The sequence below is a fragment of the Vreelandella aquamarina genome (genome assembly GCF_044805175.1).
GTDB lineage: Bacteria > Pseudomonadota > Gammaproteobacteria > Pseudomonadales > Halomonadaceae > Vreelandella > Vreelandella aquamarina_B.
Genome location: NZ_CP085232.1, coordinates 1,453,875 through 1,479,673 on the forward strand (window position 1 = coordinate 1,453,875; position 25,799 = coordinate 1,479,673).

Annotated in this window: 23 protein-coding genes; 4 read left to right on the forward strand and 19 right to left on the reverse strand. The window is 56.5% G+C overall.

Features of this window, described 5'->3' with window-relative positions:
- Positions 1 to 147: 147 nt before the first annotated feature.
- A complete protein-coding gene (gene ppa, locus LG300_RS06820; RefSeq protein ID WP_404377638.1) occupies positions 148 to 678 on the reverse strand; it encodes an inorganic diphosphatase in 531 nt (176 codons plus the stop codon).
- A gap of 370 nt (positions 679 to 1,048) precedes the next feature.
- On the opposite strand from ppa, the gene LG300_RS06825 reads away from it, so the two are divergent.
- Positions 1,049 to 2,764, forward strand: coding sequence for a protein kinase (locus tag LG300_RS06825; RefSeq protein ID WP_404377639.1), 1,716 nt, complete (start codon positions 1,049 to 1,051; stop codon positions 2,762 to 2,764).
- 93 nt (positions 2,765 to 2,857) lie between these two features.
- On the opposite strand, the gene LG300_RS06830 is transcribed toward LG300_RS06825, so the two are convergent.
- Both LG300_RS06830 and rnt read right to left on the reverse strand, forming a co-directional pair.
- Positions 2,858 to 4,117: a 6-phosphofructokinase gene (locus tag LG300_RS06830; RefSeq protein ID WP_404377640.1), complete on the reverse strand. Its 1,260-nt coding sequence runs from the start codon at positions 4,115 to 4,117 to the stop codon at positions 2,858 to 2,860.
- Between the two features lie 200 nt (positions 4,118 to 4,317).
- Positions 4,318 to 4,989 (reverse strand): ribonuclease T, encoded by a 672-nt coding sequence (rnt, locus tag LG300_RS06835; RefSeq protein ID WP_404377641.1) that lies wholly within the window; start codon positions 4,987 to 4,989, stop codon positions 4,318 to 4,320.
- Between the two features lie 208 nt (positions 4,990 to 5,197).
- Between rnt and LG300_RS06840 the strand changes: the two genes are divergently transcribed.
- Both LG300_RS06840 and LG300_RS06845 read left to right on the forward strand, forming a co-directional pair.
- A complete protein-coding gene (locus tag LG300_RS06840) occupies positions 5,198 to 6,418 on the forward strand; it encodes an argininosuccinate synthase (protein WP_159342299.1) in 1,221 nt (406 codons plus the stop codon).
- A 51-nt stretch (positions 6,419 to 6,469) separates the two neighbouring features.
- Positions 6,470 to 6,799, forward strand: a complete 330-nt coding sequence (locus tag LG300_RS06845; RefSeq protein WP_404377642.1) for an HlyU family transcriptional regulator — start codon at positions 6,470 to 6,472, stop codon at positions 6,797 to 6,799.
- Here LG300_RS06845 and LG300_RS06850 read toward each other — a convergent pair.
- From LG300_RS06850 to LG300_RS06870, 5 genes are all read right to left on the reverse strand, one after another.
- Positions 6,792 to 7,886: an EAL and HDOD domain-containing protein gene (locus tag LG300_RS06850; RefSeq protein ID WP_404377643.1), complete on the reverse strand. Its 1,095-nt coding sequence runs from the start codon at positions 7,884 to 7,886 to the stop codon at positions 6,792 to 6,794. The two genes, LG300_RS06845 and LG300_RS06850, sit on opposite strands and share 8 nt — an antisense overlap.
- A 226-nt stretch (positions 7,887 to 8,112) precedes the next feature.
- Positions 8,113 to 10,848 (reverse strand): ATP-binding protein, encoded by a 2,736-nt coding sequence (locus LG300_RS06855; RefSeq protein WP_404377644.1) that lies wholly within the window; start codon positions 10,846 to 10,848, stop codon positions 8,113 to 8,115.
- Between the two features lie 2 nt (positions 10,849 to 10,850).
- Positions 10,851 to 11,057: a hypothetical protein gene (locus tag LG300_RS06860; RefSeq protein WP_404377645.1), complete on the reverse strand. Its 207-nt coding sequence runs from the start codon at positions 11,055 to 11,057 to the stop codon at positions 10,851 to 10,853.
- Positions 11,054 to 13,111 (reverse strand): exonuclease domain-containing protein, encoded by a 2,058-nt coding sequence (locus LG300_RS06865; protein ID WP_404377646.1) that lies wholly within the window; start codon positions 13,109 to 13,111, stop codon positions 11,054 to 11,056. The genes LG300_RS06860 and LG300_RS06865 overlap by 4 nt, the downstream gene beginning before the upstream one ends.
- Positions 13,108 to 13,482, reverse strand: a complete 375-nt coding sequence (locus LG300_RS06870) for a response regulator transcription factor (RefSeq protein ID WP_404377647.1) — start codon at positions 13,480 to 13,482, stop codon at positions 13,108 to 13,110. Before LG300_RS06870 ends, LG300_RS06865 begins: the two co-directional genes overlap by 4 nt.
- Before the next feature lie 133 nt (positions 13,483 to 13,615).
- Between LG300_RS06870 and LG300_RS06875 the strand changes: the two genes are divergently transcribed.
- Positions 13,616 to 14,674, forward strand: coding sequence for a DUF3524 domain-containing protein (locus tag LG300_RS06875; RefSeq protein ID WP_404378005.1), 1,059 nt, complete (start codon positions 13,616 to 13,618; stop codon positions 14,672 to 14,674).
- Between the two features lie 11 nt (positions 14,675 to 14,685).
- Here LG300_RS06875 and nth read toward each other — a convergent pair whose 3' ends face one another.
- The 11 genes from nth to LG300_RS06930 form a co-directional block, all read right to left on the reverse strand.
- On the reverse strand, positions 14,686 to 15,324 hold the full coding sequence (nth, locus tag LG300_RS06880; RefSeq protein WP_404377648.1) for an endonuclease III: 639 nt from the start codon (positions 15,322 to 15,324) through the stop codon (positions 14,686 to 14,688).
- 15 nt (positions 15,325 to 15,339) lie between these two features.
- Complete coding sequence (locus tag LG300_RS06885; protein ID WP_404377649.1) at positions 15,340 to 16,041, reverse strand: electron transport complex subunit E; 702 nt, start codon at positions 16,039 to 16,041, stop codon at positions 15,340 to 15,342.
- Positions 16,038 to 16,664 carry an electron transport complex subunit RsxG gene (rsxG, locus tag LG300_RS06890; RefSeq protein WP_404377650.1) on the reverse strand — a complete coding sequence of 209 codons (627 nt, stop codon included), beginning with the start codon at positions 16,662 to 16,664 and terminating at the stop codon, positions 16,038 to 16,040. The genes LG300_RS06885 and rsxG overlap by 4 nt, the downstream gene beginning before the upstream one ends.
- Positions 16,661 to 17,692 (reverse strand): RnfABCDGE type electron transport complex subunit D, encoded by a 1,032-nt coding sequence (locus LG300_RS06895; protein ID WP_404377651.1) that lies wholly within the window; start codon positions 17,690 to 17,692, stop codon positions 16,661 to 16,663. Before LG300_RS06895 ends, rsxG begins: the two co-directional genes overlap by 4 nt.
- Complete coding sequence (gene rsxC / locus LG300_RS06900) at positions 17,689 to 19,350, reverse strand: electron transport complex subunit RsxC (protein WP_404377652.1); 1,662 nt, start codon at positions 19,348 to 19,350, stop codon at positions 17,689 to 17,691. The genes LG300_RS06895 and rsxC overlap by 4 nt, the downstream gene beginning before the upstream one ends.
- Positions 19,337 to 19,918 carry an electron transport complex subunit RsxB gene (gene rsxB, locus LG300_RS06905; RefSeq protein ID WP_404377653.1) on the reverse strand — a complete coding sequence of 194 codons (582 nt, stop codon included), beginning with the start codon at positions 19,916 to 19,918 and terminating at the stop codon, positions 19,337 to 19,339. The genes rsxC and rsxB overlap by 14 nt, the downstream gene beginning before the upstream one ends.
- A 5-nt stretch (positions 19,919 to 19,923) precedes the next feature.
- The gene (gene rsxA / locus LG300_RS06910; protein ID WP_404377654.1) at positions 19,924 to 20,505 is read right to left on the reverse strand and encodes an electron transport complex subunit RsxA; all 582 of its coding nucleotides are present in this window, start codon (positions 20,503 to 20,505) and stop codon (positions 19,924 to 19,926) included.
- Between the two features lie 271 nt (positions 20,506 to 20,776).
- Positions 20,777 to 22,813, reverse strand: coding sequence for a methionine--tRNA ligase (gene metG / locus LG300_RS06915; protein ID WP_404377655.1), 2,037 nt, complete (start codon positions 22,811 to 22,813; stop codon positions 20,777 to 20,779).
- A 111-nt stretch (positions 22,814 to 22,924) separates the two neighbouring features.
- The gene (locus LG300_RS06920; RefSeq protein ID WP_404377656.1) at positions 22,925 to 23,206 is read right to left on the reverse strand and encodes a hypothetical protein; all 282 of its coding nucleotides are present in this window, start codon (positions 23,204 to 23,206) and stop codon (positions 22,925 to 22,927) included.
- Positions 23,207 to 23,492: 286 nt separating this feature from the next.
- Complete coding sequence (locus LG300_RS06925) at positions 23,493 to 24,674, reverse strand: 1-acyl-sn-glycerol-3-phosphate acyltransferase (protein WP_404377657.1); 1,182 nt, start codon at positions 24,672 to 24,674, stop codon at positions 23,493 to 23,495.
- Between the two features lie 59 nt (positions 24,675 to 24,733).
- Positions 24,734 to 25,672, reverse strand: a complete 939-nt coding sequence (locus tag LG300_RS06930; protein WP_404377658.1) for a recombination-associated protein RdgC — start codon at positions 25,670 to 25,672, stop codon at positions 24,734 to 24,736.
- Between the last annotated feature and the right edge of the window lie 127 nt (positions 25,673 to 25,799).

Genomic DNA, 25,799 nt, shown 5'->3' on the forward strand with positions numbered 1-25,799 from the left:
GGTCTAGTGCAGTGGGGCAGGATAGCGCACCTCCCATGGTTAGCGTACTGTCTGCGGTGACGTGACGCGGTACTTCATGCGCCGTTAATCCGAAACGCAAAAGGCCGCCTGAAGTGGCGGCCTTTTGGGGTAGTACCGAAACGCTAGTTACGCTTTTTTGTAAGCAGCGGCCGACTTTTCAATCGCTTTGCGAGCGGCTTCGACGCCTTCCCACGACTCTACTTTCACCCATTTACCTTTTTCGAGATCTTTGTAGTTCTCGAAGAAGTGGGCGATTTGCTGGCGCAGTAGCTCGGGTAGGTCGGTGACTTCCTGCACGTCATCATACAGGGTGGTCAGCTTGGGATGCGGTACACATACCAGTTTAGCGTCTTCGCCTGCTTCATCGGTCATGTTCAGAATGCCGACCGGGCGTGCGCGAATAATGCTGCCAGGTGCTACCGGGTGAGGAGTTACTACCAGCGCGTCTAGCGGATCGCCGTCGTCGGCCAGGGTGTGGGGGATAAAGCCGTAGTTGGCCGGATAGAACATGGGCGTGGCCATGAAACGGTCAACGAGGAGGGCACCCATATCTTTGTCGATTTCGTACTTAATCGGCGCGTGGTTAGCAGGAATTTCGATCGCCACGTAGATATCGTTGGGCAGATCCTTTCCGGCGGGGATGTTATCAAAGTTCATCGCTGGTTCCTTGGCTTGGCTTTTCTTACCTACTGCAGTGAACAGTAGTTAAGCAGTTGATGCATTGCATTAATGGTGAAGAATTATACGAACATGGCCGGTAGATTACCAATGCGACATAGGTGTTTAGCTGTCTAGATGGTTAGCTGCTAGATGTTTGGGAAACCGGTGTTCAGGTGAGGCGCAGATAAAGAGCAGGCATTAAAGCCAATTGGCTCGCTGCCAATCTGTAGAGAGATATGACCGTAGAGAGATATGAGGCGGGTTTTTGTGGCGGGCACGACGTTTGGTGGGCATCGTTTCGCTGTCTCAGCGTGTATGATAGCCCCCGTATGGTTGCGATGGTGAGCCGTAAGCCCAGGAGGATGAGTTGGCGCACGCCCAGTTGCTAATTAGTTATGGTCAAGCGTTTGTAGCCCCAGAGCGTCGTCAGCACCGTAGCTCCATGTCGGTGCGCCTGCCGGACGCCCCGCTGTTAAAAGTGAAAGGCGGCTGCGCAGTGATCAGCGACTCTATTTCGCGTAATACCATGGCCAAACAGGCCGGCGACCTAAGCGTTCGCGGTTTTTTGGCGGATTACTACTCAACACCGGAGCACTGGGACACCAAGACTTCGGCAACCCGAGTGCTGCGCGCCCTCAATAGCTGGTGCTACAGCCAAAGCCAGCATGTTAAAGAGGGTGGCTTTGTTTCGTCGCTCTCGGCCATGGTGTTTGTAGGCCGGGAAGGCCACCTGTTTCATATGGGCGATACCCTGGTATTTCGCCTGCGTGGTGCTGAGTTCGAGCAGCTAACCCGCGATCACGTGACCGATGTGGGCGGTTATCGCTATCCCTCCCGTGCGCTGGGTATGGATGTGAGCCTCGATATTGATTACACCCACCTGGCTTTAAAGCAGGGCGACCTCTTTGTTTTTACCACCCAAGCCGTCCGGGGCACGCTCATGCCGTCAGACTATGTGCGGCTTATCCGGCAAGATGCCAGTGACTTGGATGCCGCCTGCGAGCGTTTAGCCAGCGAGGCGAAACAGCGCGCTCAGGAGCGGGGCTACGGCGGCGACCAGTTCTGCTTTCAGTTGCTGCGTATTGATGAACTGCCGGAAGAGGCCGCTGACCACCCAGGCTTGCTCTATGGCGACCTGCCGATTCCCCCCGAGTTGTCCATTGGTGAGCGCTTGGATGGGTTGGAAGTGCAGGCAGTGCTCTCACGTAATGCACAGTCTCGTGTCTACCGTGTGCGCGATGTGCACAGTGACCGCGTGATGGTAATGAAAGCACCAAGCCCGGAGCTTTCGCTGCGTAACGCCTACTTAGAGCACTTCTTGTTGCAGCAGTGGGTTGTAGAGCGGGTAAACTCCCCCTTCGTCGTGAAAGTGATGGAGCCATCCCGCCCGCGTCGCTACCTCTACTATCTAATGCAGAATGTTGACGGTGAAACCCTGCGTCAGTGGGCAGAGCGTCATCCACAAGCAAGCTTGGTGCAGCGCCTCGATATTGCCAACCAGTTAGGCAAGGCAGTTCAGGCACTGCACCACCGCGATATTATTCACCAGCAAATTAACCCGGATAATATACTGATCGATCAGCATGGTAAGGTGGTGCTGACAGACTTTAGCGCCTGCCACATGCGCGAAGTGGATGGGCATCGCCACTCAGGTGAGCTGCTTCGCCAGATTGGCTTTAATGAGCATACGGCCCCTGAGTATGCCCTGGGTGACAGCGTGGGGCGACGCAGCGATCAGTACTCGCTGGCATCGGTGGTCTATTGGTTGCTAACAGGAGAGTTGCCTTACACGTTGACACCTAACCGTCTGCGCTGCCATACCGATTTAGAAGAGCTCAGTTACCGCAGCGCGCGTGCAACCAACCCGGAAATTACCCCCGCGCTGGATGAGGCGTTGCGGCGCGCGCTGGACCCGCAGCGGCCACTGCGTTTTAGGCGGATGTCAGAGTTTCTCCATGCACTGCGAGTGCCCCTAGGGCGGCTGCCACAGCGAGAGGAGCCGCGTGCGGAATCCAGACGCTTCTGGCAAGGAGTTGCCGGGATTTTGCTGTTACTGCTGGTGCTTTCCTGGCTGCTGCGTTAGAAACGCGTATTAAGTGCATACTCCATTAAAAAAGGGGCGATGACCGGTGTCATCGCCCCTTTTTCTAGGCCAGCGTTTCAGCCAGCCAAGCAGTTACAGCGTGAATTTAGGCAGCTTCTGTTCTACTTTCGCGAGCTTGAGTTTGGCGACTTTGGGCAAGCCATTCTCGAACGGAGGGAAGTCTTCACCCTGGATCAGCGGCGAGAGGTAGTCCCGGCACGCTTGGGTAATATCAAAACCGCTTTCGCTGATAAATTCACGGGGCATGAACTTCTCTTGGTTAGCGATTTGCGACAGCGGCGCGGAGATCACGTCCCACTGGTAAGGGGTTTGCGAAATTCGGCGAATGGCCGGCATCATTGAGTTTTTACCCGCCAGAGCCAGCGTGACCGCTTCACGGCCAACCGCATAGGCTTGCTCAACGTCGGTTTTGGAAGCCAGGTGGCGTGCCGCGCGTTGCAGGTAATCCGCCACAGCCCAGTGGTACTTGTAGCCCAAATCCTGCTTGATCATGCCCGCCAGGGTGGGGGCGACGCCGCCTAATTGGCGATGGCCAAAGGCGTCAGTATTGCCCGCATCCGCCAGGAAGGTGCCGTCTTCGTAGCGCGCCCCTTCTGATACCACGATGACGCAGTAGCCGTATTTTTTAACGCTCTCGTCGACTCGTGCCATCACCGCTTTACGGTCAAACGCCACCTCGGGGAAGATAATCAAGTGCGGCGGCTCGCCTTCACCTTCACCGGCCAGGCCACCCGCTGCCGCAATCCAGCCTGCATGGCGGCCCATTACTTCCAGCACGAACACCTTGGTAGAGGTGGCGCACATGGAGGCGATATCCAGCGATGCTTCCCGGGTAGACGTGGCAATATACTTCGCCACGCTGCCAAAGCCGGGGCTATTGTCGGTAATGGGGAGATCGTTATCGACGGTTTTGGGGACGTGAATCGCGGTTAGCGGATAGCCAAGTTTCTCGGAGAGCTGGGAAACTTTGAGGCAGGTATCAGCGCTGTCGCCGCCGCCGTTGTAGAAGAAGTAACGAATATCGTGCGCCTTGAACACCTCGATCAGGCGCTCGTACTGGGCGCGGTGCGTATCAATATCCTTCAGCTTATAGCGGCACGAGCCAAATGCACCGCCAGGCGTATGGCGAAGGGCAGCAATGGCGTCATCGCTCTCCTGGGTGACATCGATAAGATCTTCCGTAAGCGCACCAATAATGCCGTTATGACCGGCGTATACCTTGCCAATCTGGTCGGGCGCTTGCCGGCAAGCTTCGATAACGCCGCAGGCGCTGGCATTGATGACGGCGGTAACGCCACCGGATTGGGCGTAAAAGGCATTATGCTGGGCCATGGAAACGTCTCATCTCCTGAAAACGGGTGGTCTAGTCGTTGTGTAAGGTAAGAAAAGCAGGTTGCTTACCTGGGTGTTGCAATGGGTGTTGCAAATAGCGGCGCTGCCAATAGAGCAGCCATAAACGCAGCAAAGTTTAGCGCAAAGCCGTTTCCGCTGCATTACATGGCACTTTGCCAGCACCAAATACCCTGCGTGCGTTACTCGTCGCAGCCATCCATTGCCTGTTCACGCTGGGCAAGCCGCCAGCCGCCCAAATCCTTATAGCGGTTTACCATGGCGCAAAACAGCTCTGCCGTGCGTTCGGTGTCATAGCGCGCCGAGTGGGCCGCTTTGTTATCAAACTCAATGCCCGCCGCGCGGCAGGCGCGTGCCAGCACGGTTTGGCCATATACAAAGCCTGCTAGGGTCGCGGTATCAAAGCTTGAAAACGGATGAAAAGGGTTGCGTTTAACGTTGCAACGGTTGGCTGCCGCGTTAAGGAAACCGTGATCGAACGCCGCATTATGGCCTACCAGAATTGCCCGCGAGCAGCCGTGTGCCTTAATCGATTTGCGGATAGGGCGGAAAATTTCGCCCAGCGCTTCAGACTCGCTTAACGCCACTTGGCGACGTAGCGGGTCATCCAGGTTGATCCCCGTAAAGTCTAACGCGGATTGTTCAACGTTGGCGCCCTCAAAGGGGTGGATGTGGTAGGCATAGGTGGCATCGGGCAGCAAATTGCCATCCGGGTCCATGGTGAGTGTGACAGCTGCAATTTCCAATACTGCGTCCGTCTGGGCATTAAACCCACCCGTCTCCAAATCAATGACAACCGGTAAATAACTGCGAAAACGCTGGGCCATCAATTCGCGGGCAATTGCCTCGCTCATGCAGCTCTCCTTAGTAAAGCGAGTAGTCGGTTAGGGTTAGCGGCGGGTGTTAGCCGCTAGGGTTGGGGTGATTCTAGCAGCTTTACCCCTAAGGCGTCGTTGACGGTATTCGCTGAGCATTGAGAGCGCTATACTGACGGTTTAAATCAATAGGTAGCGCCTAGAGCACTGCCTCTTCTCGTGAACTGCTTTTTACAAGGAGCAAAGAATGTCCGATGTCAAAAAGGTTGTGCTGGCATACTCAGGCGGCCTGGACACATCCGTTATCGTTAAGTGGTTGCAAGAGACCTACAACTGCGAGGTAGTAACCTTTACTGCCGACATCGGTCAAGGTGAAGAAGTCGAACCAGCCCGTGCAAAAGCGCAAGCGCTAGGCGTGAAAGAGATTTACATCGAAGACCTGCGCGAAGAGTTTGTACGCGACTACGTTTTCCCGATGTTCCGCGCTAACACGATTTACGAGGGTGAGTACCTGCTGGGTACCTCCATTGCCCGCCCGCTGATCGCTAAGCGCCTGATCGAAATCGCAAATGAAACCGGTGCAGACGCCATTTCCCACGGTGCGACCGGTAAAGGCAACGACCAGGTTCGCTTTGAGCTGGGCGGTTACGCGCTGAAGCCTGGGGTGAAAGTGATCGCGCCTTGGCGCGAGTGGGATCTTACCTCCCGTGAAAAGCTGATGGCCTACTGCGAAGAGCATAATATTCCGGTGGATTTCTCCAACAAGAAGAAGAAATCTCCCTACTCCATGGACGCCAACCTGCTGCATATCTCCTACGAAGGCGGCATTTTGGAAGATCCGTGGGCCGAAGCTGAAGAGGATATGTGGCGCTGGAGCGTTTCGCCTGAAGCCGCGCCAGAGCAGCCCACCTACGTTGAGCTGACGTTTGAGAAAGGCGACATCGTAGCCATCGACGGCGAAGCGCTGAAGCCGCACGAAGTGCTTGAAAAGCTCAACAAGCTGGGCGGCGACAACGGCATTGGCCGTTTAGATATCGTCGAAAACCGCTATGTGGGTATGAAGTCGCGCGGCTGCTACGAAACGCCCGGAGGCACCATCATGCTGCGTGCCCACCGCGCGATTGAGTCGCTGACGCTAGACCGTGAAGAAGCGCACCTTAAAGATCAGCTAATGCCTAAGTACGCCGAAGTGATCTATAACGGCTACTGGTGGAGCCCAGAGCGTCGTATGCTGCAAGCGGCCATTGACGAGACCCAGAAGAGCGTCTCTGGCGTTGTCCGCATGAAGCTCTATAAAGGTAACGCCACTGTGGTAGGTCGTAAGTCTGAGCAGTCGCTGTTTGATGAGTCCATCGCGACGTTTGAAGACGATGCGGGTGCTTACAACCAAAAAGATGCGGAAGGCTTTATCAAGCTGAATGCGCTGCGTTTGCGCATCGCTGCCGGTAAGGGCCGCCAGCAGAGCTAACCTTGCAACGTGGCCAGCCTTTGGGCTGGCCACTGTTTTATAGGAGCCACTATGTTTAAAAAGTTACTCTCAGGCTTGTTTGGCGCAGGGGGAGAAGGGGCAGCGGCGGGTACCAAGGCCGCTGACCCAGTGGAGTATAAAGAGTATTTAATTATCTCCCAGCCCGATAACCAAAGCGGTCAGTACCGTGTGAGCGGCTGGATACGTAAGCCGGACAGCCAAGGAGGCGCTCAAGAGCACCGTTTTGAGCGTTCCGATATGCTGCCGGGGCGTGAGGCCTGCGATGCGTTGATGGTGTCAAAAGCGCAGCGCTATATCGATGAAGTGGGGGATGCCATGTTCGACCCCGACCCCCGCCGTGATAGTCATACGGTTAGCTAATCTGGGAGTCCATTAGAGCACGTGCTTCTGCGGCTGCCTGCAGTATAAGTTCTGCAGGCACGTTCGGGTTAGCAACGCCTTGGTCGCAGGCTTTAATATCACGTAATAGCTCTCCTAGTGGCCCTTGGTGCTCGGTAAGTGCGCGGCTAATAGTCTGGCTAAGCGGTAGCTCTTGAAGCATGGTTTCTAAGTCAACACCTAAAATTATCGGCATGTACGAAAATAACCCGATAATAAAGCTCTCTTCCTCATCAAGGCCTCTTTGTAATGCCAATGCTTCGCAAGCAAATGCATACGTTAATCCACTGATCAGGTTAATTTTGCTGGCGGGGCTATTACCTGCGAGCATCACAATAGACACTAGCGTTCGCAACTCTCTCAGACCAATAATATGGATGCAGTCTAGCAGCCTGTAAGCGGGGCGCTGAGAGGCTTTCTCAGCTGAGTTAGCGCGCTTGAATACGGCATTAAGCAGATATGGGTCCCGTGCAATCAGCGTGCTTAATGCAGGCAAGCGTACTTTATCGCTATATAGTTGAGCGAGGAGTTGCATTTGGTTAGCTCGGGACGTACTGCGGCGATGAGTCTGCGTGGCTTGCACCTGGGGGCGCTGGTAAAAATATCCTTGAAACAGGCGAAAGCCGAGTGCTTTACACCGTTCAAAATCCGCATAGGTCTCTACGCGTTCGGCCAGCAGCGTATACCCTTCACGATAAAGACGTTGAATAAGTTCTACAGGTAAACCAACCGATATATCGAACTTAACGATATCTGCTAGGTTTAATAGCGCACTGTTGGCGGAAGTGGGCTCGAAATCATCAAGCGCTAGCGTATAGCCTTTTGCTTTTAGTTGGCGTAGAGCGGCGATAAGCGGCTCGCTCGGTTGAGTATCCTCTAGCACTTCGATAACAATTTGATTGGCCGGAAGGCCATCCAAATCTGGGTTAAGCAGCCACTGTTCGGACGCATTAATAAATAGCTGGCGCTGGCCGCAGAGCTTATCGAGGCCAATTTCATAAATAGCCACGGCACAGGCGCGGGCAGTTGCTTGAACATCATCAAACACTGCGGCGCTCTGAGCAGACATCTCGCCTCTGTACAGCAACTCATCTGCAATGTGTTGCAGTTGCGCATTCACTATGGGCTGGATGGCAATAGTGTAGTGGCCACTTTTCTCTTGTTGCGCTAACCCTTGCATAGTATTGCTGCTCCGCCAGTAACAGGTGAATGCGTGCGAGGGCGCGAAGAATAGCGTAAAAGAGTCAGTAGTGGCTAGTTACACTGAGACACTATGCGTTAAACGGCACAATTGTTTACATAGAGCAGGCCATAGGCAGCTCTAACACCATTTTAGTGCCGCCTAGTGGGGATTCAGTAGCCCATAATTTGCCACCTAGATGATGAATAATGGCGCGGCTAATGGGCAAACCTAAACCGCTGCCTTTAGGTCTGCTTTTTTCCGTAGTGTGTTCTCTCAGCTGGAGTTGATAAAACTTTTCAAAGACGTTTTCACGCTCTGAAGGAGGAATACCTGGTCCGTTATCATCGACGCTTAGTTGAAAGACATTATCAACCGGATAAACCGATAACCTAATTTTTGGGTGCCGGGGAGCAGCAAACTTTCGTGCATTCTCCAGTAAATTAATAATCACTTGTTCAAGACGGTCTGGGTCAGCAGTGACCATGGCTGGAGATGCTTCTGCACAAAATTCAAATTCGACACTCTGTTCGTCATGTAAGCGGAAAATGGCATCGCTGCTCTGTTTTGCCAGCTTGGTTAAGTCAACCGCGACAGGCTTTAGCGTTAAACGGCCGCTTTCAAGGCGCGCTAAATCGAGAATTTCCTCGATAAGCCGAGAAAGACGCTGGCTTTCCAGCACCATAATGCCAAGAAATTGTTGACGCTTATCGACGGCGATATCGGGGGTGTCGCGTAAAATCTCTGCAAACGAGCGGATAGACGTTAATGGCGTGCGTAACTCGTGGCTCACCATGGCAACAAACTCATCCTTCATACGGTCAAGCTCGCGTAGTCGCTCATTAGCGCTACGTAGTTCTTCACCCACGCGGGCTAACTCCTGGGACTTCTGCTCCAAGCGGCGGTTGTACTCCAACGCCTGCGAGGTGGTATCGAGGATGGTGAGAACCGAAGCCACATCCAATGCTTCACCCCGTAAGACGGAGTTGATCAATACGCTGGCGGACGCGCTGCCCAAGGAGCCTGCTAATGCCTGCTCTGCACGGGTGATCAGCGCTCTAGACGCTGGCCGCTGATAAGCGTCGGTTTCCGTAAAGGGTTGGCTGGCAGGGGAGGCAAAGACACGTTGAGTCGCCGCACTGCCCAAATAGCGGATTAACAGTGCATGGAGCGCGCCTTCGGTGGTTTCGCCCTGCCAAAGTGACGTAGTTTGCAGGTTGGGGTGCATCGCCTCGGTAAACAGCGTGGCCTGGGTTTGCTCTAGCGGCGTGGGACGCGTGAACAGCGATACACCTATCAGTAGGCCCGCATTGGCGAGCATGCTCCAAAACAGCGAGTGTGTGTAGATATCCCACCCTGATAGCCCAAACAACCCATAAGGCGATAACCAACTAATACCCCAAGGGCCGTTTGTGATTAGGGCATTTGCCAGCCAGCCGGATTGGGCAAAACCGGGCAACAGGAGTGTGTAGAACCACACTAAAAAGCCTGCCAGCAAGCCAAACGTGGCACCCTGGCGTGTTGCCCCGCGCCAGTACAGCCCGATCAATAGTGCCGGGGCAAACTGGGCCACTCCCGCAAAGGAGACGAGGCCGATAGTGACCAAGCTATAGCTATCGCCAATCAAGGCATGATAGAGGTATCCCATCAGTAGGATCAGTAGAATGGCGATGCGCCGGATATTGAGCAGCCAATCAGCGAGTTTGCCGTGACTCCCGATGTATAGCCTTTTCGCCTTGAGCAGCAGCGGCATAATAAGCTGGTTGCTGACCATAGTAGAGAGGGCAATTGTTTCGACAATAACCATGCCGGTGGCAGCAGAGAGGCCGCCAATAAACACCAGAAGCGGTAACCCTTCCAACCCCGCAGATAGCGGTAGTGTTAATACAAAGCTATCCGGGTCGCCCTCGCCCATCAGCAGCCCCGCGAGGGCAATAGGGATGACAAACAGGTTGATCAGGAGCAGGTAGAGAGGGAAAAGCCAGCTGGCGCGATCAAGATGCTGCTCGTCAACACTCTCCACCACCAAGACCTGAAACTGGCGGGGCAGAGTAAAGAACGCTAAAAAAGCCAATAGCAGCATACCCACCCATCCGGTTGCTCCGCCCGGCACGTTCTCTAAACGCATACTATCCACTAGCGCGGGAGTGGCGGCTACTTCGGCAAAGAGTGCGGCAGGCCCTTCAAATAGGCTAAACGTCACAAAAATGCCCACCGCTAAAAACGCAGCGAGTTTCACCAGTGACTCGACGGCAATGGCGGCCACCATGCCCTCATGGCGCTCGCTGGCATCTAAATGGCGGGTGCCAAATAGAATAATAAATACCGCCAGCACCATCGCTATCCAAAAGGAGCGGTCCATCCAGAAGCGTTCATTGACCAACGTGGTCTCTGCGCTGAGTGGGTAGTTCATGAGGACCGCATGGCTGACCGTGATGGCTTTTAGCTGAAGTGCGATATAGGGAGTAATGGTAATAAGCGCCATCAAGGCAACAAGTGCCCCCAGGCGGGAGCTTTTGCCATAGCGGGCGCTAATAAAGTCGGCAATCGAGGTGATACGTTGTTGCGCGGCAATCCGCACCATTTTGCGCAGCGTAAAAGGAGCTAGCAGCATGGCCAGGGTAGGCCCCAAATAGATCAAAAGAAAACTGGGGCCATACTGTGCCGCACGGCCAACGCTGCCGTAAAACGTCCATGCAGTGCAGTAAACGGCGATGGAAAGCGCGTACACCGTCGGGGAACCAATTAGCGAGCGCCCCTGTTCGGCGCGGCGGTCTCCCCAAGCGGCCACCATAAATAGCAGTGCCAGGTAGCTAAAGGCCGTACCAATCACGATAAGATCGGTTCGCATGTTTATGGCCTCTTAGCGGGTTCCATCAGCCACGCGGTTAACCCAATCACCCCGCCCCAAACAACAAATAGGTAAAGCGGCAGCCAGCCCAGCGCGCCCGGCAGACGGTCTACGATCAGAAGCATCGGCGGGCAGAATAGCAATAGGGCGAGAAGCGTCAGTGCAATAAGTCGTTCGCGCCGACGCGCTGGCGGGCTGGGCGGCTTCATGATGCGCTGGCATCTTCTTTATCAAAAGCATTTGCCTGCAGCGCCAGCAGCTCTTCCAAGGTATCAATGCCTCGGGCCTCTAGGCGGGGAAGCAGGGCCAGCCATAGCTCTGCGGTCACCCTGGCATCCCCCAGTGCGGTATGACGCGTACCGGGGGGGAAGTGCAGGTCGTAGCGTTTGGCGAGAGTGTCTAAATCATGCCCATCCAGCGCTTCGTCTAACGCTTTCGAGATGAGCAGCGTGTCCAGCACGGGCATGTCAAAAGGAATACCATGGCCGCTAATGGCGAGCATATCAAACGCAGCGTTGTGGGCTAGCAACACCGCGTTATCGACGTAATCGTGAAATAGGCCAAGCACGGTTTTAAGCGGCGCTGCACCGGCAACATCCGCATCGGTAATGCCATGAATCACCGTGCTGGCCGCGGGGATAGGGCGCTGGGGGTCAACAAAGTGATCAAAGGCATCGCTGGCGAGTAGGCGGCCGTTGACGATGCGGCAAGCGCCTAGGCTAATGACGGTGTCGCCTCGCCGCAGCTCAAGACCGGTGGTTTCCGTATCAAACGCTACAATATCCAGGCAGCGCAGGGCACGGCTAGCCAGCGCCTCGTCGGGGGCGGGGAGTTGGGCAATACCAAAATCATGGAATTCAGGGCGCGGTGGGGCGGATTCCCGCGGGGCTTGGATTTGGGCAATGGTCGGTAGCGGCAGCCGTAATCTGGCATAGCGTTTGTCGGTATCGGCAACACTCCAGATATCGGTTGCGTGTTGGCGCAGAATATCGGCCACCGTGGGCGCCAGCGGGAGGGAGCTGAGTTGCTGCCCGCGCCAAACGCCCAACTCGCTTTCAGGCACCGGCGCGCCCTGCCACATTAGATCGACATAGGCGCGTTTGTGATTCAGCGTGATTTCGCCCTCGAAGCCGCTGCTCGGCAGGTGGCTGCTTAGGTGGCTCACCAAAGAACTAAACAGCTCGATTAGCGCGGGCGCATCGCCTTTAAACCAGGCCGGTACGCCAATAGGGGTAATCAAGCGGTGTGCAGGGTCAAGCCGCTCATCTAGGGATTGCCAGAAATCGTTAGACCAAATCGGCCTTAACCGCTCGCCATGATACTGAAGATCGTCCAGCAGCGTGCCGATATGGGCAACCTGGCGGTTAAGCGCGCTGCTCTCTTCGTGGATTACCTGCTCTAGGCGGGTGCGTAGCGAGTGCTCGCTCTGGGATTCGGGCAGCTGGGTCAGGGCGTCTGCCGCGCTGCTCAAGCTGGCCGAGTGCTGGCGCAGTGGCGGTAGAAGGTGGTTAAGCTCTGCCCGCACGCCCATTTCGTTATTCCATGCGGTTGTTGTATCGCTGCAGGTGACCAGCGTCTCTTTCTCGCTGCCTGGCACGCGCCTGATGACTACCTTTAACCAGCGCTGGTCGCAGGGGGCAAGCATTTCCCTCGGTGAGCCATCTTCGGGCAGTTGGGCGAGTGCTTGTTCTAAACTGGCGGCCGGTAGCAATGCATCCAAGCGTTTACCTAGCCCTAAGCCGGTATTGCCCGCAAAAAAGTCCTCAGCGGCTTGGTTAAACAGCATGACCCTACGGTGCCGGTCGCACAGCAGCAGCGGTGTTTCAAGCACTTGTAGCAGGGTCTCTAGCTCCTGGCGTATGCGGGAGGCGCTACGTGCCCCCTCCGCATGGGCGGTGGCGAGCCGCGCGCGATCAGCCCGCCAGCTCTGGCTGACGCGGCGTAGGTCGGGGCCTAATCCTTTTAACCAGCCTTCCGGGGTGTTCTCGTCCTGGGCATCCGGGTTGGCTACCCAGCGCGCCAACTGGGCCTGCAGATGGCGAAGGGGAGTAAATAGCATTCGCTCCAGTAATAGGCCCATCAAAAATAGCGTGATGCCGCCTGAAAAACTGCCTAACCATAGCGCCGCACGCGCCACGCCGGAAAGGGCTAATTGGCTATCCAGCCAGGCGGCGAATAGAGCGCCCCCTAATAGGCTGACACCGCTTAACAGCAGCCACATTCCGATCAACCGCTGGCGTTTAGGTAGGCTTTTGGGGGTCATGATGCACGCTCGGCTAACAGCGCTTTCACCTTCTCTACGAGCTGCTGGGTAGAAAAAGGCTTAGTGACGTAGTCATCTGCCCCGAGCGCAAGGCCTTTTTCGCGCTCTACTTCACGGCCATGAGCCGTTAACATAATCACGGGGAGGCGCCGATCCGCCTCGGTACGGCGCAGTTGCTCCAGCACTTCAAAGCCACTGATGCCTGGCAAGCTGATGTCTAATAGCAGCAGGTCAGGGGATGAGTCGGCGATTCTCAGTAGGGCGGTTTCGCCGTCAGGCGCGGTCGTCACCGTCAGCCCAGCATGGGACATGAGGAACTCAAGGGACAGTAGAATATTGGGTTCATCATCGACCACTAATACGTTGGCCATTACGGTCTCCCCAGCGGCTTTAGGTACGCAGTGCTGCTAACGCTGGTTTAAGTGTATGTAGCGTGCGGCATTCGGCCAAGACGACCTTGGCCGAATGCCATGTATGAAAAAACTCTCACCGGTAGATATGACGATGCGCGTTTTATTGTTATCTGCTTATGAGGCGGTTAGCCACCGCTACTGGGCTAGCAGCCTAATGGCAGAGGTTAGTGATGTGTCGTGGACACTGTTAAGCCTGCCGCCACGTCATTTTGCGTGGCGGATTCGTGGCAATCCGCTGAGTTGGTGGTTAAAAGAGCAGGGCACATTGAACCAGCACTACGATGTTGTGCTGGCAACGTCGATGGTTGATATCGCCACTTTAGTGGGGCTGTTTCCCCATCTTGGGCGGGCTAGAAAAGTGGTTTATTTTCACGAAAACCAATTTGCCTACCCAGAATCTAGCGAGCAGATGCCCCAGGTAGAAGCCAAAATGGTCAACTTGTACGCGGCGCTGGCGGCGGATGTGCTGGTGTTTAACACCGCCTATAACCGCGACTCTTTTTTCGAGGGGGCACGGCGGTTTTTAAAGAAAATGCCGGAAAACCTGCCTGCCGCCAAGCCGCTGGAGCGGCTGCGTCATAAAGCGCGTGTTATGCCGGTGCCGCTGACGCCTTCTGGCAGCGCAGCCGTTGCTAACGCTAATCCAAGGCGGCTGATTTGGAACCATCGCTGGGAGTATGACAAAAACCCGGATGATTTCTTCTCGGTGCTGTTCAGGCTCAGCGAGCAGCGGGTGCCGTTCGAGCTGGCGGTGGTTGGCCAGCAATTTCGCGATGTACCACCGGTGTTTGCCGAGGCTCAAACGCGCTTGGCCGCCCATCTTATCTGCTGGGGTCCTCAGCCGGAGGCGGAGTACCATGCGCTGCTCAATGGCGGCGGGGTGGTCGTATCGACCACCTGGCACGAGTTTCAGGGGCTGGCGATGATGGAAGCCGCTCAGCGGGGAGCAACGCCGCTGGTGCCGGATCGGCTCTGCTTTCCCGAACTCTACCCTGCGGCGTACCGCTACGACGGTACCCAGGAGGGGTTGTATCAGCGGCTGAAGGGGTGGCTCTTAAACCCGGCTAGCCAGCCCGCCCTGCTGGATACGCAGGCGTGGCAGTGGCCCCAATGGCGAGATGCCTATCGTCAGCTGCTGGTTGAGCGTTGATAAGCGATGGTTCAGGCGAGCTCGGTCTTCTCTTTATAGTCGCACAGGTCTTCGATAATGCAGCTTCCACAGCGTGGCTTACGCGCAATACAGGTGTAGCGGCCGTGTAAGATGAGCCAGTGGTGGGCATCCTGCTTGAACGCTTTAGGGACGTGGCGCAGCAGTTTCTGCTCGACTTCCACCACGTCCTTGCCTTTGGCGATGCCGGTACGGTTCGAGACGCGGAAGATATGAGTATCCACTGCGATGGTGGGTTGTCCAAAGGCGGTATTCAAAATTACGTTGGCGGTTTTACGCCCCACCCCGGGGAGTGCTTCCAGGGCTTTACGGGTTTGCGGCACCTCGCCGCCGTGCTGGTTGACCAGTATATGGCAGGTTTTCATGAGATTGTCTGCCTTGGTATTAAACAGCCCGATGGTTTTGATGTACTGCTTTAGGCCATCGATTCCCAGCTCAATAATGGCCTCGGGCGTATTAGCGACGGGAAAAAGCTTGGCGGTGGCTTTATTGACGCCTACATCCGTTGCCTGGGCGGAGAGCAGTACCGCTGCCAGTAGTTCAAACGGCGTGCTCCAGTTGAGTTCGGTGGTGGGGTGCGGGTTTTCCGCCTGTAGGCGCGCAAATATCTCATGACGCTTTTGGGCATTCATGGTGTGTTCCCTTGATTATTTGATGGTGCCGGTGACCCGCACGCGGCGCTCGACTCGCGGGGTAGCAGCAGCCGGTTGGGCGCGGGCAGCGCGGCGCTGATCTAGCACGTTTTTTAGCGCGATCAGCAGCCCCGCGACAAAGAAAGCCCCAGGAGGCAGGATAAAAAATAGGAATTGGTAATCAGCAACAACGGTGAGTTGCCAGTGAGCAGCGACTGGCCCGAACAGCAAGTGCATGTCGCTAAATAGCGTCCCTTGGCCCACCAGCTCGCGGATAGCGCCCATTAGCACTAACACCGCACCAAAGCCTAGCCCCATCATCAGCCCATCCAGCGCCGCGGGCAGCACGGGCTGTCGAGAGGCAAAGGCATCCGCACGGCCCAGAATGGCGCAGTTGGTGACAATCAGCGGGATGAAAATCCCGAGTATTTGGTAAAGCGAGTAGGCGAACGCAGCCATTAACAGCTCGGCGCAGGTCACAAAAGCGGCAATCACCATCACAAACGCGGGCAGCCGCACGGCGCTGGGTACCTGATGCCGAATCAGCGAGATCGTCGTGCTGGCTCCCACCATGACGAGCAGCGTGGCCAGCGCTAGCCCTAGGGCATTGACCACGCTGGCGCTGACCGCCAGTAAAGGGCAAAGCCCCAGTAGCTGCACCAGCGCAGGGTTATTCGACCATAGCCCTTCCCGGGCAAGCTGTGTCCACTGGCTCATGGGGTCGGCTCCTTGTTGGGGAGGTGATGATGAAAATAGCCCAGCGCATCGTGCACGGCATTGACCACGGCACGCGGGGTAATCGTCGCCCCGGTGAAACTGTCGAATTCGCCGCCATCCTTATGCACCGCCCAGCCGCTTGGTGGCAGGCTCTCCAGACTTAAGCCGTTAAACGAGGTAATCCAGTCACTCCTGGAGCGCTCTATATCGTCGCCCAGCCCAGGTGTCTCTTGGTGATAGGCCACCCTGACGCCGGTAATACGACCTTCCTGGTTGATTCCCACCAGTAGGCGAATCTCGCCGTTATACCCCTGGCGAGTGACCACCGGCAGAATTGTGGTGGTTTCACTGCCTTGCTGCACTCGCCACCCCTCCTGGGGCGCGCGGTGGCCTAACTGCTCTGGGTCGGGGAGCGAAAACGCGCTCTCCAGCACGGCCTGGACCGGCACCGAGGCCAGCGAGGCGGGCAGCACTTCCTGGAGTTGGCGATGCTGATAGGCAAGCTGGTGCGCGGCAATGCGTTCTGCGGTGACGGCGCGGGTGAGCGCGACGCTGCCAGCGGTGACCAGCGAAAACAGGCCAAGGGCCAGTGCGCCCCGCAGCATGGCTTGTTGGGTGGTCATGGCGTTTTCCTCTTCCCTAGTTGCCGGGCGGTGGCTTTGCCGACCGGGCTTGGCACGCTGTACAGGTCCAGCAGGGGGACGCACAGGTTCATCAGCAGCACGGCAAAAGCAATAGCATCGGGGTAGCCCCCCAGATTACGGATGAGGATAACCAGCACGCCAATGCCCGCACCGTAGAGCAGCTTGCCGCGCCGGCTGGTGGCCGCCGAAACCGGGTCGGTGGCGATAAAGAAAGCACCAAACAGCGTCGCCCCGGTGAGTAGATGAAACAGCGGTGAGCCAAAGTGGCTGGGGGCGCTGGCGTAAAACAACGCTGCGAGGAGCATCATGCTACCTAGCATGGCCGCCGGAATATGCCAGCTGATCAGCCGTTTGGCGATAAGCACCATGCCCCCTGCCAGCCATGCGAGTGCAATATTGCGCCAGGCATTCAGCGTACCGTCAGGGAGCGGCGATGATGCCCAGAACTCGCTGGCTAACACCGCATCGCCTTTGTGTTTAAAGGCATCCAAGGGGGTGGCACCGCTAAGTGCATCCAGCGCTGAACCAGGCAGTGTACCCAGGATTTGCGGCCATAGCGTATCGGGCCACAGCGGCTGCGGCGGCGCCCAGAGCGTCATATGGGTTGGAAACGACACCAGCAGCAGCGCATAGCCCACCATGGCGGGGTTGAACGGGTTATGGCCCAGGCCGCCATAGAGCTGCTTGGCGACCACCACGGCGGCTATCACTCCAATGCCAATCAGCCACCAAGGGCTGGCGGGTGGTAGTGAGGCACCTAGCAACACGCCGGTGAGTAGGGCGCTTGAGTCGTTGAGCGTTGGTCGCACCGGACGGCAGCGCAGGCGCAGTATGAGCGCTTCACCGGCCACTGCCCAGAGTGCTGCTAGCAGCACATTGGTGAGTACGCCAAAGCCAAAATAGAGCGTCATCACCGCAATGCCCGGTAGCGTTGCGGCCATGACCCATCGCATCACATAGGCCGTTGATGGGGCAGTGCCAAGCTGGGGGGCGTGCATCATGCTCATGGCGCTTCCTTCTGTTCACTGGCCGCCCGGGCTTCGGCCAATCTTGCCTCCGCCGCTTTTAGGTTCTCCTGGGCGGTGGCTAGCTGGGTCTCTAGATCGTCATGGTGCTGTTGGGGGTCCTGGGCGGCGGCACGGGCCAGTGCCTTTTCCGCTTTTCTAACCGCGGCTTTGGCCGCCGTTTGGGCAATACGCAGGCTACGCAGATCCGCTGTTGGAGCATGTGGGGAGCTGGCTACGCCGCTGGCTGCGGGTTTCTGTTGGGCAAGCCTTGCCTGGCGGCGTGCCTGTTTCTCTGCTTCTTCCCTGGCAAGCCGCGCCTGGCGGAACTCAAAGCGGTGCTTGGCGTGCTCCGCTTTGGCGGTTTCAATGCGTTTATACCGGATGCGCTGTTTGGAGGAGCGGTAGTCCTGCACCAGTGGAATCGCGCTGGGGCAAACGAAGCTGCAGGCGCCGCACTCAATGCAGTCAAACAGATGGTGGTTTTCCAGGGCGGTATCGTTCTCGGCGCGGGCGTACCAATGCAACTGCTGGGGCAGCAGTTGGGCAGGGCAGACGCTTTCGCAGGCACCGCAGCGAATGCAGGGGGTTTCCGGTGGCGCTGGCGGCAGCTCTTCTTGTGTCGCGGCAATCAGGCAGTTGGTGGTTTTGGTCACCGGTGCTGTCAGTGACGGGAGCGGTGTGCCCATCATCGGCCCGCCCACCACGACTTGATGAAGCCTCTCGTGCACCACGCCAACCTGTTCCAACAGCGCGTCCACCGAGGTGCCCAGACGAACCCAGTAGTTGCCAGGTTGGCGGATAGCACCGCCGGTTAAGGTGACAACCCGCTGAATTAACGGATTGCCATCGCGTACCGCTTGCAGCGCCGCGAGCAGCGTGCCTGGATTGTGGCACAGCACGCCGATATCCGCCGGCAGTCCGCCGCTTGGCACCTCGCGGTTCAACAGCTTTTTGATAAGCTGGCGCTCGCCGCCGCTGGGGTAGCGCGTTTCGATAACCTTCAGCGTGATGGCAGCTAACGACGCATCGTGAGACAGGCAAGTCTCTATCGCCTGGATAGCCTCAGGCTTGTTATCTTCGATGCCGATGATAATCTGCGCTGCGCCGCTTAGGTGGGCAAGCAGTTGAGCGCCTTCGAGAATATCCGCTGCGTGGTGGCGAAGCGTTAAGTCATCGGCGGTAATGTAAGGCTCGCACTCGGCGGCATTGACCACCAGCGTATCTATTAGGTGGTGATCGCCCACTTGGGCTTTGATATAGGTTGGAAAACCGGCGCCACCCAGGCCGATAAGCCCGCAGGTATCCAGCCGTTCAAGCAGCGCTTTGCGGTGCGCGGTGCGCCAATCCAGCGGCGGTAGCGCTGCCCATTCATCCTTGCCATCGCTGTTAATTACAATGGCGCTGTCGGTTATGGCGGCCACGGTGCCGCTAACGCTGGCATGAAGATTGGCCGAGACCATGCCATCCCGACGGGCGACCAGCGTGCCTGTTTTTACTGCGTCACCCACGTTGACGCAGGGCAGCGCCGCCTTACCTGTTTGTTGGGCCAGCGGTAGTGTCACAACATCAGGCAGTGGCGCGGTGCGTAACGGCGCTTGATTGGAGCGCTCTTTACGTTCGGGCGGGTAGATGCCGCCTGGAAACTCATAGGCTGGCATTCGCGCTCCTTAATGGCTGGCGGTCGCTCACAATTGGCTCCCACTGAGTCAGCGGTTTGCGTCTGGGCAGCATATCGATGCAGTCCACGGGGCAAGGGGCAACGCACAGGTCGCAGCCGGTACACTCATCTTCAATCACGGTATGCATCTGTTTGGCCGCGCCAATAATGGCATCTACCGGGCACGCCTGAATGCACTTGGTACAGCCGATGCACTCGGCTTCACGGATAAACGCCACGGTATCTTCGCTGGCGACTTCCCCATCCAGCGGAGCGGGGTCGCGGCCGAGCAGATCCGCCAAGGCGTGAATGGTGGCCTCACCGCCGGGGGGGCATTTATTGATAGCGTCGCCCTGATTGATGGCTTCGGCGTAGGGGCGACAGCCGGGGTAGCCACACTGCCCGCACTGGGTTTGTGGCAACAGGGCGTCGATCTTTTCGACCAGCGGATTTTCCTCGCCTTTAAAGCGGGCGCTCGCCATGCCCAGCAGTGCACCAAAGGTGACGCCAAGTGCCGTGAGCACGCCCACAGCACTCAGCAGGCCCCACCATGAAAGTGATTCACCCACGGCAGTTACCCCTGTACGAGTCCAGAAAATCCAAGAAATGCCAGCGACATTAAGCTAGCGGTAATCATAGCGATGGCGGCACCACGAAATGGCTTGGGTACATCGGCACTGGCTAAGCGTTCGCGCATGGCGGCAAACAGTACCAATACCAATGAGAACCCCAGCGCTGCGCCGAGGCCATACAGCGTGGTGTGGAAAAAGCCCAGCTCACGGTTCAGCGAGAGTAGTGCTACGCCCAGCACGGCGCAGTTGGTGGTAATCAGTGGCAGGAAAATGCCTAACACCTGATGCAGCAAAGGGCTTAATTGGCGCACCATGATTTCGGTGAACTGCACCACGGCGGCAATGACCACGATAAAGCTGATGGTACGTAAGTAAGTAATTTCAAACGGTACCAGCAGGCCATGGTAAACCACATAGCTGGCCGCTGAAGCGAGGGTTAGGACAAACGTAGTCGCCAACGACATACCCATCGCTGACTCAAGCTTGTTTGATACGCCCATAAACGGGCACAGGCCAAGGAACTGGACCAGCACAAAGTTGTTGACCAGCGCAGTGCTGATCAAAATAACGAAGAGTTCATTCATGACGGCGTATTTTGCGCAGAAATCGGGCTGCTGGCTAGTGGCGGCTTGAAGAGAGTGACGCCATGGCGCCCGCTGGCTTTGGCTTGATAGAGTGCCTGGTCAGCGGTTCCCATGACGGCGCTTGGTAACGCTGTGTTGCAGCAATGATAGTGAGAGGCGCTGACCCATAAAGTACGCTCGTTGAGCATTAGACTGTTAATTAAGTAGCCGTAAAGATAAAGCAAGGGGGCAGACTGCTCGCCTTGCCCCCTCACTGTCTGAATTGGCGGCGTTACGTTACACGCTGACCTGGCTCGGCGCCAGCATCTGGAGAGAGCAGGTAAATGCCCTCTTTGTTGGCTGAGGCAAGCACCATGCCTTCGGATACCCCAAAGCGCATCTTGCGGGGCGCCAAGTTGGCAACCATCACCGTCAGGCGGCCTTCCAGGGCTTCTGGAGAGTACGCAGAACGAATGCCAGAGAAGACGTTGCGGGTCTCGCCGCCTAAATCCAGAGTGAGCTGCAGCAGCTTGTCAGCGCCTTCGACATACTGTGCCTTGGCAATGCGGGCAATACGCAGATCCACTTTAGCAAAGTCGTCAAAGCTGATTTCCGCCGCGATGGGGTCGTCGGCCAGGGGGCCTTTCGGCGCGTACTTCAGTTTTTGCTCTTCCACCAGATCCTCCTTGGAGGCGTCGATCATGGCGTCAATTTTATCCCGCTCAATGCGCGTCATCAGCGGCTTGAATTTATTGATCGGGTGATTGACCAGCACATTACCACGGCTTTCCCAATCAAGGGTGTCAATATTGATAAACGCGCGTGCCTGCTCAGCCATAGCGGGGACCACAGGCGCCAAGTAGACCATCAGCTGGCGGAACAGGTTGATACCCACCGAGCAGATTTCCAGCACTTCTTGATCGCGGTCACCCTGCTTGGCGAGTGCCCAGGGTTCTTTCTCAGCAATATAGGTATTGGCTTCATCGGCCAATTCCATAATTTTACGCATGGCACGGCTGAACTCACGCGCTTCGAAGTCGGCGGCAATATCATCGCCGGCAGCAATAAAGCGGGCGACCATCTGCGGTTCGGCGCAGTGCTCGGAGAGCGTGCCGCCACCGAGTTTTTTGACAAAACCGGCACAGCGGCTGGCGATATTGACGACCTTGCCAACCAAGTCGGCATTCACGCGTGCAGCAAAGTCCTCAAGGTTAAGATCAAGGTCATCTACTTTGGAAGTGAGTTTAGCGGCAAAGTAGTAGCGCAAATACTCGGGGTTCAGGTGCTCGGCGTAGGTGGCTGCTTTAATAAAGGTGCCACGGGATTTCGACATCTTCGCGCCATCCACGGTCAGGAATCCGTGGCAGTTGACCGCCGTGGGGGTCCGCATCTCGGCACCGTAGAGCATGGCGGGCCAGAACAGCGCGTGGAAATAGACGATGTCTTTGCCGATAAAGTGGTAAACCTCGGCGTCCGAGTCTTTTTTCCAGAAGCTGTCGAAATCGATGCCTTCGCGCTCGCAGAGGTTTTTAAAGCTTGCGAGGTAACCAATAGGAGCATCTAGCCATACATAGAAGTATTTGCCGGGGGCATCTGGAATTTCAAAGCCGAAATAGGGCGCATCGCGGGAGATATCCCACTCGTTAAAACCGGACTCAAACCACTCCATTAGTTTATTGCGGATCTGCGGCTGCACATGCCCGTCATTGATCCACTCTTGCAAGAACTCCGCGAAGTCTGGCAGTTTGAAGAAGTAGTGGGTTGAACTACGCACCTCCGGGGTGGCGCCGGAGATAGCGGAGACCGGGTTAATTAGATCCGCAGGCGTGTAGGTCGCGCCGCACTTTTCGCAGTTATCGCCGTACTGGTCGTCCGCGTGGCATTTTGGGCAGGTGCCTTTGATAAAGCGATCCGCCAAGAACAGGCCTTTCTGGGGGTCGAACATCTGCTCGATATCGCGGGTAGCAATGTGGCCTTTATCGCGCAGGCGGGTGTAGATCAGCTCGCTGAAGTAGCGGTTCTCATCCGAGTGGGTGGAGTGATAATTATCAAACCCCACGCCAAAGCGGGCAAAATCTTCTTGATGGTCTTGGGAAACGCGTTCAATCAGTGCTTCAGGAGAAATGCCTTCCTGCTCGGCACGCAGCATAATCGCAGTGCCGTGGGCATCATCGGCGCAAACGTAGTAGCAATTCTGACCACGGCTCTTCTGAAAACGGACCCAGATATCCGTTTGGATGTACTCAAGCAGGTGGCCTAGGTGAATAGCGCCATTCGCGTAAGGGAGGGCGCTCGTCACCAGGATGTTGCGCGGGGCAGTATTGGACATGGTGAGTGATAATTCCGGTTAGGCAGTACAAATAAAGACGGCGAAGGGGAGGTGCTTCGCCGGTAATGTCATATTGATGCGTACAAACCGCCAGAGGCGGACTCCGGCAGGCTAGTAAAGCGCCTGCTCTTCTTGAACCACTTCGCGTAGAAGCTCCAAAAATAGCTTGTCTGCTTCTGAGTGTTCCGCTGGGTCTTCGGGAATGTGTACGCTGGTGGTATCTGAAATCTCGTTGGCAATACGTGCCATCACGGCGGGGCTACTGCCTTCGGCCAGCTGCTGGCGGGCAATGGCCAGCGACTGCTCTAGAATTTTTGGGTCTTGCAGCAGCTTGCGGATAAAGCCGCGCAGTTCGTTGATAATGCGTGTTTTTTGAATTTCTGATGCGGACATAGGGAGTCTCCTTAAGACCGCGCTTGGTTAAGCGACCAAGCGAGACCAATGAATGCCTTGACCATAGCACTTTTTCGACCGCTGAGCATGCACTGTCGATAAACCGCACGCTAGCCGTTTTTAGTCGCGTTACGTTATTGAGTCTACGTATTGGCCTAAGTATTGGGACCAGGCGTTAAAGCTAAATCTTAGAACCCGATTTTAAAACCAGATGTTAAAACCAGGTGTTGAGACCAGGCTTTGAAACCAGCGTTGTGAAAACTGATTGTGCAACCTGGTTGTGCAGCTAGTTATTGAGACGCCCGGCTTTGTGCTTCACAGGGTTGGCATACTGCTCCAGCCAGTATGGTTGGAGTTCCTTGGGCACGCTTGCCAGCCGGGCTTTGAAGCGCTCCCGGTCTTGGCGGGAAATCGCTTTACGCGCTACCAACTCAGGGGACTCGCCTAATGCCTCAAGCGCTAAATAGTGGCTAGGGAACAGCCGGTAGCCGCCGATGACCTGGCGATCGATTTCCGCCGCGACTTCATCGGGTGTTGCCATGTCGGCACCGACGGGTGTGCCGAATTTGAGCTGTACGCGGCCTTTCGGACCGGTAATGCCCGCCACGATTGAGCGAATATCCTCAAACTCGCTTTTCGAGTAGCTACCCTTGGTCGCAATATCATGCAGCTCTTGGGCTTTTTGCAGGTCGCAGGGGTCGTACTCGTAACTAATGGAAACGGGTACGAGTTTGAGTTCGGCAATCGCTTCGCCAAACACCATATCGCGTTCGGCGTGACGTTTTGCCATGGTGAGCATTTTGATGATGGCTGGGTCGGTGCGGTCAACCCCGTTTTTCGCGCGGCCTTCACGCTGGGCCATCCAAATGGAGTGGTGGTCCTCCGTAATGGAATGGCGGATATAAGCGGAGAGCTGCTGATACGCTGCCAGCATGGCCCGCTTACCCCGGGCACTGCGCGGCACGATAAAGCTTTTATTTAGCCGCATGAGGTCGGTAACATACGGCTTTTTCAGCAAATTATCGCCAATTGCAATCCTGACGGTATCCCGGCCTGCCTGGTAGAGCGCATAGTTAACAAACGCTGGATCAAGTGAGATATCGCGGTGGTTGCCGATAAACAGATAGGCGCTGTTGTCGTCGAGTTTGTCTAAACCCGAAACCTCAAAGGCATCCGTGGTGGTGCGGATCATGCGCTCCATATAGCTGGCAATGCGCATTTGAAATTCGCGAACGCTGGTAACGCCCTTTACTTCACGGCGAATGGCGTGGCCGGCTAGAGCGCGCGCGACGGGCGGCGCCCATTTGGCCATGCGGGGTAGCCTAAAGCGGGTAAGCGCGTCAAGCAGCTCGCTGTCGCGGGAGAGCCGTTCCAGGACATCGGCCACCTCATGATCCATATAGGGGCGAATATCCACCCAAGGGTCGTTGGTGGTGTCAGCATTAGGTGCGTTATTGTGTTGAGTCATGCGATCCGTTGGATATAAGCAAAAATAATCGGGTTACTGCGGCTATTCAGTATCGTGCGTTAGGTATCTTGCTGAACCGTCGGTTCCCGCTGTGTTTCACCGCCTAGCCACTCCAGCAGGCGGGTAACGTCATCCGAGAGCGCCTGGGCCATTAAAATAAAGTCGGTTTCCAGGCGGGCTAGGGCATCATCGCCGTCGTCGGCATGATCGGCCTCTTCAATCAGCGCATCGCCAAAGCGTAGCGACTTCAAGGCTAAATCGTCATGCAGTACAAAGCTTAGGCGGCCTTCCACACTGATCGCCAGCTTGCTGGCTTGGCGTCCGCTCTCAAGTAGCTGCTGGATTTCATCGCTGTCCAGGTCGACCTGCCGTGCTCGTAACACACCATCGTCGCCTTTGGCCTTCAGCTCAACTTGGTCGCCAAGTTGAAGGTCGGCGGGGCGGCTGGCAGGGTCGCCGAGCCAGGTGGTCATGGCGCGTATCGGTAGCGTTTGGCTGCTCAGTGGTGTGACTTTCAAGCTGCCTAAGGTTTCACGCAGCAGGTCGAGGACATCTTCCGCCCGAGTGCGGGAGCTGGCGTTGACGCCAATCAGCTGGCGCTTGGTGTCCCACCACAGGTCGATTTTCTGGCTGCGGACGAAGGCGCGGGGCAGAAGCTCTTCGGTCACCTGCTCTTTTAAAGCGGCTTTCTCTTTACGGGTGACTTTGCGCCCCTCGCTGGCCTCGATGTCGGCGGCTTTTTCGTCGACTTCCTCCTTTACCACTGATGCTGGCAACAGGCGCTCTTGGCGCAGGGCGGAAAGTAAGCGGTGCCCCTGGATATCAAGCAGGAGCTGATTACCCCCCAGCCGTCCGGCAGGAGCCGTCCAGCCTAAGCGGCGTGCATCCGCATTGCCTAGCGGCTTGGCCGCGTGCTCATCCAGTGCGTTGGCCAGGGTTTGGCTATCCAGCTCGGGAGCGCCGTGCAGGCGATATAAATGCAGGTGCTTAAACCACATGTCACCGATCCTATGAAAAAGGTGGCACATTATGTCGAAAGCGAGCCTTTCCTACCAGCACCTTGGCGTGGGGGTGTGCTGTTGCACTAGTTTAAAACTTGTGTTTGATTGGCGGAGTGTTAATGAT

What these genes read in the sequence shown, in the direction of transcription:
- ppa (WP_404377638.1), bottom strand. Translation starts at nt 678, where the DNA reads ATGAACTTTGATAACATCCCCGCCGGAAAGGATCTGCCCAACGATATC.
- LG300_RS06830 (WP_404377640.1), bottom strand. Translation starts at nt 4,117, where the DNA reads ATGGCCCAGCATAATGCCTTTTACGCCCAATCCGGTGGCGTTACCGCC.
- rnt (WP_404377641.1), bottom strand. Translation starts at nt 4,989, where the DNA reads ATGAGCGAGGCAATTGCCCGCGAATTGATGGCCCAGCGTTTTCGCAGT.
- LG300_RS06840 (WP_159342299.1), top strand. Translation starts at nt 5,198, where the DNA reads ATGTCCGATGTCAAAAAGGTTGTGCTGGCATACTCAGGCGGCCTGGAC.
- LG300_RS06845 (WP_404377642.1), top strand. Translation starts at nt 6,470, where the DNA reads ATGTTTAAAAAGTTACTCTCAGGCTTGTTTGGCGCAGGGGGAGAAGGG.
- LG300_RS06850 (WP_404377643.1), bottom strand. Translation starts at nt 7,886, where the DNA reads ATGTCTGCTCAGAGCGCCGCAGTGTTTGATGATGTTCAAGCAACTGCC.
- LG300_RS06855 (WP_404377644.1), bottom strand. Translation starts at nt 10,848, where the DNA reads ATGCGAACCGATCTTATCGTGATTGGTACGGCCTTTAGCTACCTGGCA.
- LG300_RS06860 (WP_404377645.1), bottom strand. Translation starts at nt 11,057, where the DNA reads ATGAAGCCGCCCAGCCCGCCAGCGCGTCGGCGCGAACGACTTATTGCA.
- LG300_RS06865 (WP_404377646.1), bottom strand. Translation starts at nt 13,111, where the DNA reads ATGACCCCCAAAAGCCTACCTAAACGCCAGCGGTTGATCGGAATGTGG.
- LG300_RS06870 (WP_404377647.1), bottom strand. Translation starts at nt 13,482, where the DNA reads ATGGCCAACGTATTAGTGGTCGATGATGAACCCAATATTCTACTGTCC.
- LG300_RS06875 (WP_404378005.1), top strand. Translation starts at nt 13,616, where the DNA reads ATGCGCGTTTTATTGTTATCTGCTTATGAGGCGGTTAGCCACCGCTAC.
- nth (WP_404377648.1), bottom strand. Translation starts at nt 15,324, where the DNA reads ATGAATGCCCAAAAGCGTCATGAGATATTTGCGCGCCTACAGGCGGAA.
- LG300_RS06885 (WP_404377649.1), bottom strand. Translation starts at nt 16,041, where the DNA reads ATGAGCCAGTGGACACAGCTTGCCCGGGAAGGGCTATGGTCGAATAAC.
- rsxG (WP_404377650.1), bottom strand. Translation starts at nt 16,664, where the DNA reads ATGACCACCCAACAAGCCATGCTGCGGGGCGCACTGGCCCTTGGCCTG.
- LG300_RS06895 (WP_404377651.1), bottom strand. Translation starts at nt 17,692, where the DNA reads ATGAGCATGATGCACGCCCCCCAGCTTGGCACTGCCCCATCAACGGCC.
- rsxC (WP_404377652.1), bottom strand. Translation starts at nt 19,350, where the DNA reads ATGCCAGCCTATGAGTTTCCAGGCGGCATCTACCCGCCCGAACGTAAA.
- rsxA (WP_404377654.1), bottom strand. Translation starts at nt 20,505, where the DNA reads ATGAATGAACTCTTCGTTATTTTGATCAGCACTGCGCTGGTCAACAAC.
- metG (WP_404377655.1), bottom strand. Translation starts at nt 22,813, where the DNA reads ATGTCCAATACTGCCCCGCGCAACATCCTGGTGACGAGCGCCCTCCCT.
- LG300_RS06920 (WP_404377656.1), bottom strand. Translation starts at nt 23,206, where the DNA reads ATGTCCGCATCAGAAATTCAAAAAACACGCATTATCAACGAACTGCGC.
- LG300_RS06925 (WP_404377657.1), bottom strand. Translation starts at nt 24,674, where the DNA reads ATGACTCAACACAATAACGCACCTAATGCTGACACCACCAACGACCCT.
- LG300_RS06930 (WP_404377658.1), bottom strand. Translation starts at nt 25,672, where the DNA reads ATGTGGTTTAAGCACCTGCATTTATATCGCCTGCACGGCGCTCCCGAG.